Annotated in this window: 10 protein-coding genes; 4 read left to right on the top strand and 6 right to left on the bottom strand. The window is 40.3% G+C overall.

Features of this window, described 5'->3' with window-relative positions; all coding sequences use genetic code 11:
• The first annotated feature begins 37 nt into the window (after positions 1–37).
• Together hscA and fdx are read left to right on the top strand one after the other, a co-directional pair.
• Positions 38–1,897 (top strand): Fe-S protein assembly chaperone HscA, encoded by a 1,860-nt coding sequence (hscA, locus tag F909_RS06880; protein ID WP_005152127.1) that lies wholly within the window; start codon positions 38–40, stop codon positions 1,895–1,897.
• A gap of 17 nt (positions 1,898–1,914) precedes the next feature.
• Positions 1,915–2,253, top strand: a complete 339-nt coding sequence (gene fdx, locus F909_RS06885; protein ID WP_005152126.1) for an ISC system 2Fe-2S type ferredoxin — start codon at positions 1,915–1,917, stop codon at positions 2,251–2,253.
• Between the two features lie 63 nt (positions 2,254–2,316).
• On the opposite strand, the gene F909_RS06890 is transcribed toward fdx, so the two are convergent.
• From F909_RS06890 to aceI, 6 genes are all read right to left on the bottom strand, one after another.
• Complete coding sequence (locus F909_RS06890; RefSeq protein ID WP_005152125.1) at positions 2,317–3,156, bottom strand: hypothetical protein; 840 nt, start codon at positions 3,154–3,156, stop codon at positions 2,317–2,319.
• A 113-nt stretch (positions 3,157–3,269) separates the two neighbouring features.
• Positions 3,270–4,706 (bottom strand): adenylate/guanylate cyclase domain-containing protein, encoded by a 1,437-nt coding sequence (locus F909_RS06895; protein WP_005152124.1) that lies wholly within the window; start codon positions 4,704–4,706, stop codon positions 3,270–3,272.
• Positions 4,707–4,756: 50 nt separating this feature from the next.
• Positions 4,757–5,191 carry an HIT domain-containing protein gene (locus F909_RS06900; protein ID WP_032857985.1) on the bottom strand — a complete coding sequence of 145 codons (435 nt, stop codon included), beginning with the start codon at positions 5,189–5,191 and terminating at the stop codon, positions 4,757–4,759.
• Positions 5,192–5,385: 194 nt separating this feature from the next.
• Positions 5,386–8,847, bottom strand: coding sequence for a transcription-repair coupling factor (mfd, locus tag F909_RS06905; RefSeq protein WP_032878039.1), 3,462 nt, complete (start codon positions 8,845–8,847; stop codon positions 5,386–5,388).
• A gap of 167 nt (positions 8,848–9,014) precedes the next feature.
• Positions 9,015–9,410 carry a tautomerase family protein gene (locus tag F909_RS06910; protein WP_005152119.1) on the bottom strand — a complete coding sequence of 132 codons (396 nt, stop codon included), beginning with the start codon at positions 9,408–9,410 and terminating at the stop codon, positions 9,015–9,017.
• A gap of 192 nt (positions 9,411–9,602) precedes the next feature.
• Positions 9,603–10,031: a chlorhexidine efflux PACE transporter AceI gene (aceI, locus tag F909_RS06915; protein ID WP_005152117.1), complete on the bottom strand. Its 429-nt coding sequence runs from the start codon at positions 10,029–10,031 to the stop codon at positions 9,603–9,605.
• A gap of 88 nt (positions 10,032–10,119) precedes the next feature.
• On the opposite strand from aceI, the gene F909_RS06920 reads away from it, so the two are divergent.
• Positions 10,120–11,010: an HTH-type transcriptional regulator AceR gene (locus F909_RS06920; protein ID WP_005152115.1), complete on the top strand. Its 891-nt coding sequence runs from the start codon at positions 10,120–10,122 to the stop codon at positions 11,008–11,010.
• 114 nt (positions 11,011–11,124) lie between these two features.
• The gene (tal, locus tag F909_RS06925) at positions 11,125–12,114 is read left to right on the top strand and encodes a transaldolase (RefSeq protein ID WP_005152113.1); all 990 of its coding nucleotides are present in this window, start codon (positions 11,125–11,127) and stop codon (positions 12,112–12,114) included.
• Positions 12,115–12,142 lie beyond the last annotated feature (28 nt).

Raw genomic sequence — 12,142 nt, 5'->3', positions numbered from 1 at the left:
TCGCTGTTACCGATTATTTTCAAGGGATACCGCACGCATGGCGCTTTTGCAAATTGCTGAACCAGGTCAAGCTACTGCCCCGCATCAACACCGTATTGCGATCGGCATTGACTTAGGGACAACCCACTCTTTAGTGGCGACAGTGCTATCGGGAAAACCGAAAGTTCTACAAGATGACAAAGACCGAGTATTACTGCCGTCTATTGTTCACTATGCAAAGGATGCAACGACGTTTGGCTATGAAGCTAAACCTTTTATGCTGACTGATCCTAAAAATACAGTTGTTTCAGTAAAACGCTTTATGGGTCGCTCACAAGCAGATATCAAATTTCAGCATCCATACACCCTTGTTGGTGCAGAAAATGAAATGCCTGCATTTGAAACAGTAGCTGGACGTAAAACACCCGTCGAAATTTCTGCTGAAATTTTAAAACAGTTAAAAGATCGTGCTGAAGCAAGTCTAAGTAATCCTGTGAATGGTGCAGTGATTACTGTGCCTGCCTATTTTGATGAAGCACAACGTCAAGCCACACGTGATGCTGCACAGCTTGCGGGCTTAAATGTTCTACGTTTACTCAACGAACCTACTGCTGCTGCCGTAGCTTATGGATTGGATCAAGATACCAATCTCAGCACGGATCGCAACTATGTCATTTACGACCTCGGTGGTGGTACCTTCGACGTATCGATTTTACGCTTCTCACAAGGTGTCTTTGAAGTTCTGGCAACAGGCGGACATACCGCACTTGGTGGTGATGACCTTGATCGCTTAATCGTAAAATGGGCGAAAAAACAGCTCAATATCGAGACCTTAAGTGATGAAGAATATGCTGTTTTCATTATGGCCGCGCGTCAAGCCAAAGAATATTTAACAGATCATGATTCTGCTGAGTTAAAATTATTAGATGACCGTCTGACTTTAGACCGCTTAACATTTGAAACCATTATTCAAGTGGCACTCGATAAAACCATGAGTGTCTGCAAACGCGTATTACGTGATGCTAAACTTGAACTCGATGAAATTGAACATGTGGTCTTAGTGGGTGGTTCAACTCGCTCTTATGCAGTACAAAATGCAGTTCGTGAATTATTTAAACGTGAGCCACTCTGCACTATCAACCCTGATGAAGTGGTTGCAATTGGCGCATCAATTACTGCAAACCAGCTCATTGGCAATAGCCAAGATGGTTCTTTGCTACTTGATGTTACCCCACTCTCTCTTGGCCTTGAAACCATGGGCGGTTTGGTTGAACGTTTAATTTCACGAAATACAGCGATTCCTGTTGCTCGCCGTCAAGAATTCACCACTTATCAAGATGGCCAAACTGCCATGTTGATTCATGTAGTTCAAGGTGAGCGAGATTTGGTAGAACATTGCCGTTCATTGGGCCGCTTTGTATTACATGGCATCCCACCAATGACTGCAGGTCAAGCACGTATTGAAGTGACTTTCCAAGTTGATGCGGATGGTTTACTGACGGTATCTGCCAAAGAAACAACGTCTGGTGTTCAAGCGCAAATCGATATCAAGCCCTCATATGGGCTATCATCAGCGGATACTGAGCGCTTACTGGTAGAAGGTTTCCAATATGCTGAGGAAGATAAGCATCTTCGTCACTTGCAAGAGACTAAAGTTGAAGCACAACGTGAGCTGGAAGCATTAGAGCAAGCTTTGAAAGCAGATACCGATTTACTTTCACAGCAACAGGCTCGCGATTTAATTCTTGCTGCTGAAGCGTTAAAAGCCCGTCTTAAAACAGATGAGCTTGCAGCGATTGAGCATGCTGTTCAACAGCTTAAAATTCATAGCGATGCCTTTGCTGCGCTTCGTATGAATAGACATATTGACCATGCCTTAAAAGGTACAAAACTTGAAGATTGGTCAAACTCAAACTAAAGGTATAGGTGATCAATATGCCACGTATTAAAGTTCTTCCTCATGCACAAATTTGCCCTGAAGGTGCAGAATTTGAAGTCGAACAAAACGCCAATCTATGCCAAAGTTTATTAAAACAAGGCATTAAAATCGAACATGCTTGCGACATGTCAGCGGCATGTACGACCTGCCATGTGGTTGTGCGTAAAGGTTTTGATAGTCTTGAAGAGATGAATGATGTAGAAGCTGACTTGCTTGATCGTGCATGGGGTTTAGAACCTGACTCACGCCTGTCTTGTCAGGTCGAGATTGTTGATGAAGATTTAGAAATTGAGATTCCTAAATACACCATCAACCATGCTTCGGAAAATCATTAACGATATCTGAATCGATTAATTTCCAAATTTAAAATTGAAGACTCCTCGTTAACGAGGAGTTTTTTATTGAGTAAAAAAAATAAATAACCACAGCAAAATCACGGTTAAAAAGGGCAAGAAAAACCAACCAAGTTTAATTTTTGATGTACTTGTAGCAATCGATTCTCGAGGCATTTGTTCTTCAAAAATTTGAGATAATTTAGGTTGAAGTAGAATTTCTTCTAAATACACTTCATGCGCAATTTTATTAAGAGCATCTTTTTCTACATCGTATAGGCCACCACCATTTTCATGTGCTGCCAGTTCCAACCACTTAGCCTTAAAGAAGTTATTTGGCCAAAAATAAGATGGTAACGGCATAATATAATTTGGGTTTTGCTCTGACACAATGATTGGAAATACCTTCATTGCAAGAAGCCCACCTGGTAAATGTCGATACTCAAACCACATAGATGACATCTTTAAGGGTAAAGTCGCTAAACTTTGTGGAAAGGGATAATTAAATACTCGTGTAAATTCATTGGTCAAATGCGCTGCATAATGCTGTTGATCTAAGACATTTGGAGTAGTCCCTTTTAGGGAAAATAACTGCTCTGCCGCTTCTACAAGTTGAACTGGTTGCGTTTTCCCTGATGGATCAAATACAACCTCTCCAGCACATGAAATCCACTCAGGTCCGAATAAATTACTATTCGCCTGTACCAATGATGCCCAGACAATTTTACCCGTTGTATATAACGTTGGCATTGCTTTGATTTGCTCGTAAAGCGGATCATCATACATCCACATAGAGGGAGCGACCTGTAAATAAGGTCTCAATGGAATGGGTAACTCGAAGACTAAATCCTTTATATCCAAGTCATCCAGCATCGCCGTATCCAAACTATCGATGATTTGCTGCATTTTATTTTTCTCTTTCTTAAATTTAGGCATCAGTAATCTACACACAACAAAGTGAAGCCCATTCACTCGCTGCTTGATTCCACTTCACATTAACGGAAACTTAATATCAGGAATTATCTAACTTCGTCATCTAAAGTTAGTTTAGGAATGCCTTGCGCATTGGTAATTTTTTGCTGGGTCTTGATACGCTGCACCATATTCTCCAGAATTTCGACCAATTCTGGATATTCATAGTTTTGTACTTCTTCCAGATTTAAGACCAAATGGAAACCTTTGTAATCGAAATCGAACCATTTTTGCGTATCTGATTTCTTGCCTGTGAATTTCTCCATCACCTGCCAAGTTTTAACTGGACCTTGAATGCCTTTTAAATAAATTGGCACTTTCGGTACACATAAAAACTCATTTTTAATCAGCTGATGGGTATCATCTGCAATTAGAATTTCATCAACTTCCGCAGCAGACTGCAAACGTGCGGCCAAATTTACGTCACGGCCAACAATGGTATAGGCCATACGATGAGAAGCGCCGTAGTTACCGACGTGACAATAACCCGTACTGATACCCATACGGATATGTAAGGCTGGATACCCCATTTTCTTCCAGCGTTCACGTAACAATTTCATTTGTTGACGCATCGCAATCGCCATTTCTACACAAGATTTTGCATCCTGCTCAACGCCTTGCGAATTTGGATCACCAAAGAAAATAAGAATCGCATCGCCCATAAACTTGTCGACTGTCGCTTCATACTGCTTTGCAATTTCAGTCATATGACTCAAATAATCATTTAACAGGAAAGCTAAATCATCTGGGATTAAGGTTTCAGAAAGCTCGGTAAAGCCTTGAATATCGGAAAAGAAAATCGTTAATTTTTTACGTTTATATTCAATTTTTGCTTCAGCCTCACCACGCATGATTGACTGCCATAATTGCAGTGGCGCATAACGGCTCAGTTGATTTGCAAAAGCAATATAACGCGTCATTTGATTATGATAATGCTGGCGTTGTTGGCCTAGAATATTCAAGCGACGGTGCTGGTAATAGTTACCAATCACGATAAACATCATCAAACCAAGCAGGCTTACGACTGTTAATTCAGGATTGGTCGGTTCAAAGTATTCTTCAGCACCAAAAATCACAAAGGTACTGAAATAGAAAACAATGACGCCAATCAATCCAATTAAACAGGAAACTGGCAAAGAAATTTTGTTGTTCAGCCCCACATAGAGCAATCCAAATAGAATAGTAAAAGTGGGAACTAAACTGAGATGCAATGCCGCGAGGACCAACGCAATAATGACTGCTTCATTGCCAAAAAGAACATTTTTTTCTATTTTTTTATCAAATTTATATTGCAGCCATTTTTCTAAACGAGGACAAAGCAGAAAATAAATAAGTAATAAAGGAAGAAGGTAGAGTTGATAGCTAGCACTCGTTGAGGTAAATGTATAAATTACCAGAATTAGTGACAGAATCGAATATCCCATCAAACGATGAAAATAAGCAAACTGTCTAGGTTCTTTATCAATCAACCTATCTAGTGGCACTCTATCCTCCTTTTTTATTATAGAATACTGTATTTATCCTATTTTCCGGATCAGTCCATACGCCAATCAAATGGCATATCACCCTGTCCACGCAATGCAAGCATTAACGTTTGACGCATGTGTGCTAGTACTTCATTGCTATAAGGCACAGCTGGTGTTCCCCACACTGGCTTAGGCCATGCAACATCGTTTTGATAACGGACCACATGATGAAAATGAAGCTGTGGAACAACGTTTCCTAAAGCTGCGACATTCATCTTGTCTGCACGGAATACACGTGACAGTTGGCTTGATAACCAGCTTGATTCACGTAAAAACTGTTCTTGGTCTGCTTGGCTTAATTCATATAATTCTGTTACACCTGGCACACGTGGCACAAGGATTAGCCATGGAAATTGCATATCATTCATTAAACGACATGTTGAAAGCGGGAAATCGCCTACAAAAAATGTATCTTGAGCAAGTTGTGGATGCAAACTAAACATATCTTTATAATGATGCAAAATAATGATGATCAATACTATCACATCAGTTTTGATGTGAATATTATTAGTAACCCGTTTGATTACAAATAACAATGATTTTCCTCATTTATTGCATGAACATCTGATCAAAAACATCCAGATGTCATGCAAAAAACAGAACCTGCTCAATTAACCATCAATTTATAATGTTCAGCTTATCGATCAAGCTCACTCAAAAGCTTGTTCAACAGATCAACAATGAACTGTATCCGCTTGTCATATTCAGCCAATTGCACCATGACTTTGAGACGTTGCCCACCTTCCATCCGATAATAGGTTGGGTTCTTCTGCATCAGTTGGATAATACTCAACGCTTGTACGGGTGTATCTGGCGCAAATTCGATATAGCCACCATTACTGTTAATATCAATTTTGGTGATGCCAAGTTGTTCTGCTCGCAAACGAAGCTGGTGGACACTAAACAATTGCTTCACAGGCTGTGGAGGAATACCAAAACGGTCGATCAACTCCATACGGATATTATCCAGTTTCTCTTGGCTATCGGTACCACTGATACGTTTATAGAACAACAAGCGTTGATGCACATCACCGAGATAATCATCTGGAATCAAGGCTGGCATATGTAAATTAATTTCGGCAGTCAATGATAAAGGCGCATCGAAGTTTGGTGTCTTGCCTTTCTGAATGGCTTTCGTTGCTTTCTCAAGCATTTCCATATATAGGCTATAACCAATCGCTTGCATCGAACCACTTTGCTGTTCACCCAGCAACTCACCTGCACCACGAATCTCCAAATCTTCGGTCGCCAGCATAAAACCAGCACCCAAGGTCGAAGCACGTTGAATGGCATCAAGACGTTTTTCAGCATCACCTTTGAGATGTTTAAGAGATGGAACCAGTAAATAGGCATACGCTTGGTGATGCGAACGTCCGACACGACCACGTAATTGATGCAACTGAGCAAGTCCCAACTTGTCAGCACGTTCAATAATAATGGTATTGGCATTTGGGACATCAATCCCTGTTTCGATGATGGTTGAGCACACCAACACGTTATATTCTTTGTGATAGAACTGCTGCATTATCTGCTCAAGCTCGCGTTCACGCATTTGTCCATGTGCCACAGCCACCCGTGCTTCAGGGACTAAATTACGAATTGTTTCAGCGGCACGTTCAATGGTATCCACCTCATTATGCAATAAATACACCTGACCACCACGTAACAACTCACGCAGAATGGCTTCCTTGACTGAATCATCGGTATGTTCTTGTACAAAGGTTTTAACGGCTAAACGGCGTGCTGGCGGTGTTGCGATGATTGATAAATCACGCATGCCAGAGAATGCCATATTTAAGGTCCGTGGAATTGGCGTCGCAGTTAAAGTCAACATATCAACATCGGCACGCAACGCCTTGATCCGTTCTTTATCGCGCACCCCAAAACGGTGTTCCTCGTCGACAATCATCAAACCAAGATTTTTAAACTGAATATTCTCTTGCAGAATTTTATGCGTGCCCACCACAATGTCGACTTTACCATCAGCAAGATCTTCAATAATTTTGAGATGAGTTTTATTACTACCAAAGCGCGATAACACTTCGATACGAACCGCGGTGTCGGCAAAACGATCTTTGAACGACTCATAGTGCTGCTGTGCCAAAAGCGTGGTTGGAACCAATACTGCAACTTGTTTATTATTTTGCACTGCCACATATGCGGCACGCATTGCCACTTCGGTTTTACCAAAGCCAACATCACCGCAAACCAAGCGATCCATCGGTTTGGCAAGTTGCATATCATGCAGCGTTGCATCAATCGCATTGGCTTGATCCAGTGTTTCCTCATAAGCGAAGCCACTGGCGAATTGCATATAACCGGTATGATCTAATTCAAAGGCAAAACCAGGTTTAGATTGCCGACGTGCTTGGATATGCAATAACTCTGCAGCAACGTCATGGATTTGTTCTAAAGCTTTGCGTTTTGCCTTGCTCCACGTATCTGTACCCAATTTATGTAATGGCGCAAGATCTGGATCACCACCACTATAGCGACTGATCAAATGCAGATTGGTTACAGGTACATAAACTTTAGCGCCGTCAGCATAATCGAGCTGCAAGAATTCATGATCCTGTTGATCAATTTCTAGAGTAATTAAACCTGCGTAACGCCCAACACCATGATCGATATGTACCACAGGTGCGCCAATACTGAGTTCAGTTAAGCTACGAACCAAGAACTCTTCAGAAACTTCTTGCTGGCGTTTCCGACGGCGTTGTACAACCCGGTGTTCATATAGCTGGTTTTCTGAAATAACCGAAAGTTGATTCGTGAGTAATAAACCACGATCCAAAGGTGCACTGGTGATCGCAATTTGTAGCTGCTCTTTTTGAAATTGAGCAAAGCTCTCTACATTCTGGATGTCACCCAAAATCGAACGTAGCGCATCTTTCAGCGTTTCACGACGCCCCGCACTTTCAGCAACCAACAAAACAGGATGCTTCACTTGGTCGATATAATGTTTCACCGCTGCGAAAGGCTGTTCTTTTTTAGGATCAACCGCCAGTTTTGGTGGCTGTTCAGCCTTAATATTTAAGACACCCGCTTTATCGTCATAGACTTCTGCAGAAGTTAAAATTCGAGGAAATTGATTCAATGCCTGTAATACATGATTTGGCATTAAAAATAATTCTTCTGGCGGCAGAATTGGTTGATCAATATTATGACGACGATCTTCATAACGTCGTACAACTTCTTTCCAGAAATTGATTAAATCATTTTCAATCTCATTATTTGTAATGACAACGCAATTATTAGGTAAGTATGTGGTAAGCATACTTTGTGCTTCCATCACCTTCTTTTCAAAGAATAAAGGTAAATAGAATTCCAAACCTGGCGTCGGGATCCCGTCTAGCACATCTTGATAAATCGGATTTTTCTTAGGATTTGCAGTTGGGAAGCTTTCTGCATAACGATCTCTAAAGGTCGAACGTCCTTCTTTCAGTGGAAACTCTTTTGCAGGTAATACGGTAAAGTTTTTTAATGATTCTGTGGTCCTTTGCGTCTCTGGATCAAAGAACTTTAAACTTTCAATTTCATCATCAAACAAATCAATACGAATCGGTTGATCTTGCCCCGATGCATAAATATCCATGATGCTACCACGTACAGCAAATTCGCCATGATCATAAACTGTGTCGACTAAGCGATAACCGGCTTGTACCAATTGCTTTTTCTGTACTTCTAAATCAAGTTTTTGACCAACTTTAATATCAAAGTGCTCACCTACTACCCATGAATAGGGTGCAACACGTTGCCCTAGGGTACTGGCAGAAACAAGTAAAATACCCTTTTGTGGCATATTCGATAAGATTGCCAAACGCTCTGAGACGATATCTTGATGTGGAGATAAACGGTCATAAGGCAAGATTTCCCAATCAGGGAAAATAACGGGTTTGATTCCGTAAAATTCAAGTTCGCTTTCAAGCTGTGCTAAATGCTGATTATTTCTTGCAACAATGACGTATAGATTGGTGCTTTGGGTCGCAATTTCTTTGAATAATAGTGCCGCAGATGATCCAAGTAAGGAACCGATCCAGCGTTTTTCACCCGCTTTAAATTGTTGTAGGTTTAATTGAGAGATTTCTTGTTGAAACATAGAGAAAATCATGCAATCTAAAAAGATAAGTGCCCTATTTTAGCATGATGTTTTTTAGTTAAAGAAGAAATTCGCTGTTGAATTAAATGCATTTTAATTTACTTAGGCTATTTCTCTATTTCAAGAAAAGAAAGCCCAGATAGAGCTTTCTTTTCAGCGACCTTGTTTTATACATCAATTTTAAAACCAACATTGACATCACAGGCTGCCTGTCCACCACGAATACCAAAGTTCTCTGAAGGTAATTCTCTTAACATTATTTTGACGTGGTCTTTAGGAATACCAATTGGTTCAAGGTTGCTGACGATCTGTTTATAAAGCTGTCGTTTTGCATCTAAAGATCGCCCAAGAAAAGCATCAATACTAATTAAGGTATAGCATTCGGGTTGAGTCTTTTCTGGTGGACACTGAAAACGATGCGGCTCATGCACGACTAAACGTACATTTCGATCACTGGGCATAATTTTAAACGCACTTCTAAGTGCCGAATGGACTGCCTCCATAATTCCAAGTTCTACGTCTATTGTATATTGTTGCCTGACTTCGATAAGCACACTCGGCATTTTTTATTCTCCTACAATCTAGCATGATGAAATCTTTATCTTTTTACTATTTTTCTAAAATTTTCTCTTCCGATATTAAATAAACTTTGTGCTTCTGACTTTATTAATACTGTAATCAAACCACCCTAATTTGATGAAAATAAAAAAGCATTCTCCAGAAAATTCCGAAGAATGCTTTAGATGGTCTCATGATTAAGATGCAAGTTTTGCATTTGGAAAGAAACGCCCTTCCACAATGTCATAACACCATTGGAAGATAAATGTATAAATCAAAATACACATCGTCAAACCAAAATCTAGAATCAAAGCTTCAATAAAGCTCATGTTCATTAAATACGCAATAATAGGGATTGTCGCAAGCATCAGGCCGCCTTCAAATCCAATTGCATGTAGAATACGTACTGGGATCGTTCTTTCCCATTGATATTTATGCTCAATTTTCTCAAAGTAATGGTTAAAGATCATATTCCAGAATACGGAAATCACAGCCATGATCGTACCGAGAATACCTGTTACTTCAAGTGGCATACTAAAAATAAAACTTAACGCAATTGCGATGATGACCAATAAAATCACTTCATAGCTAATTGCATGAACGAGTCTTCTTTTGGAAATCAACATTTCTATAACACTCTGTTGTTTGGATAGTCGCTATTTTATTTTTATAATATTGATCAATCCAATCAGGTTCTTTCAGTTTTTTTGACAGATGAATATTAATCAAGAACAATTACTCATGTTTCAAACCGTGATTGAAACAGGCTCTTTTTCAGCTGCAGCACGCAAATTAGGCAAAGTACCTTCTGCGGTCAGTATGTCCATTGCCAATTTAGAAATTGACCTCAATCTCAACTTATTTGAACGTGTTGGACGTGAACCCGTTCCGACAGCAGAGGCAATGGTGCTGTATGAGAAAACCCAGCAATTGTTGATTGAAATGAATCAATGGAAGCAACATGCCCATGCCTTAAGTACTGGACTAGAATCCACTCTGAATATTGTGGTGGTTTCTGAGCTATTGCATACCAACTGGACTGATTACATCACCCTGCTTGGGCAACACTTTCCAAGTTTAGCAATCAACATCTTCTCTGCACCGCAAGAAGATGCCCTACAGATGCTGCTTGATCAATCGGCGCAACTTGCTCTAATGTTTGAACGAGAGCAATTGGACAGTCGAGAACAATTTGTTGAGTTAAAGCGAGAAGCCTTGGTTCCCGTGATTGCTAAAAACCATCCTTTAGCAGAACTTGATCAAGTGTCATTTGAGCAAATGGTGCAGACACGGCAAATCGTTGTCGCTAGCCGTGATAACACCATAAAACCAGAACTGCTTTATTCAAAAGACTATTGGCGAACAGACAATCACCATTCTGCGAGTATGATGATTGTACGTAACTTAGGCTGGGGAGTGCTTCCTTTAGAAATGTTTAATGAGAACCCAGAGCTTAAGAAAAAGTTAAAAATCTTGGAGCTTTATGATTTCACACCAAAATTTGAATATTATGTTGATCTGGTGTGGAGCAGAGAAAGTGAATTAGGTGCCGCAGCAAGGTTCTTGATTGATCATATTCGTACACAACGTCAGCACACCAAGTAATACAAAGATAACCTTAAGGAAGAGCGCTGCCAACAAAAGCGATGCTTTGCTTTCGGCTAGATTGTGTTATAAAAGAAATTACCAATAATATTGTTTATTAAGAACGCGATATCAATGACTCAGACCGCATTAGACCAATTAAAAAATTTGACCACCGTTGTTGCCGATAGTAGTGATCTAGAGGCGATCGAAAAGTTTCGCCCCTTAGATGCAACAACTAATCCATCACTGATTACTGCTGCCGCTGAACAACCAGAAAGCAAAGAACTGATTGAAGATGCATATACGCAAGCAAAGCAGGAAGGCTATCAAAGTGATGAATTAATCGAACGTACCATTGATATTTTAACTGTAAAATTCGGCGTCGAAATTTTAAAACTGATTGAGGGTCGTGTTTCAACAGAGGTTGATGCTTCACTTTCTTATGATACTGACGCGACGATTGCCAAAGCCCGTGAATTATCAAAACTTTACCAAGGTTATGGCGTTGAACAATCGCGCATCCTGATTAAAATTGCATCTACTTGGGAAGGGATCCAAGCAGCCAAGGTCCTAGAGGCTGAAGGAATTCCTTGTAACCTCACTTTATTGTTTGGCTTACATCAAGCGCAAGCCTGTGCAGATGCAAAAGTGACCCTGATCTCTCCTTTTGTTGGGCGTATTTTGGATTGGTATAAAAAAGCTGAAGGTGTAGAGCAATACCCAATCTCCAAAGATCCGGGTGTGCTTTCTGTGAAGAAGATTTATAACTATTACAAACAGCATGGTATTCCAACTCAAGTGATGGGAGCTAGTTTCCGTAGCACTGCACAAGTCCTTGGTCTTGCAGGGTGTGACTTACTCACGATCGCACCAAATCTATTGGCTCAGTTACAACAAGACCAACAGGTTATTGAGCCCCAACTCAGTGCTGAATTTGCTCAACAAGCAGAAAAAATTGAACGCCCTGCTCAAAGCAAAGACAGTTTTAAAGCCGAACTTGAACAAGACTTGATGGCATTTCAATTACTGCAAGGTGGGATTGATGGGTTTATCAAAGCCCGTGATCAGCTCAGTTTATTACTGCGTCAATCTTTTGGTATTGATGCTGAAATCAAACCATAATTAGTCGATTTTTCACCTATAAAAACCG

It is taken from the genome of Acinetobacter sp. ANC 3929 (assembly GCF_000369405.1).
In the GTDB taxonomy this organism is placed as follows: Bacteria; Pseudomonadota; Gammaproteobacteria; order Pseudomonadales; family Moraxellaceae; genus Acinetobacter.
Note: the sequence above shows the minus strand (reverse complement) of the source record. Positions and strands in the feature narration are given on the sequence as shown.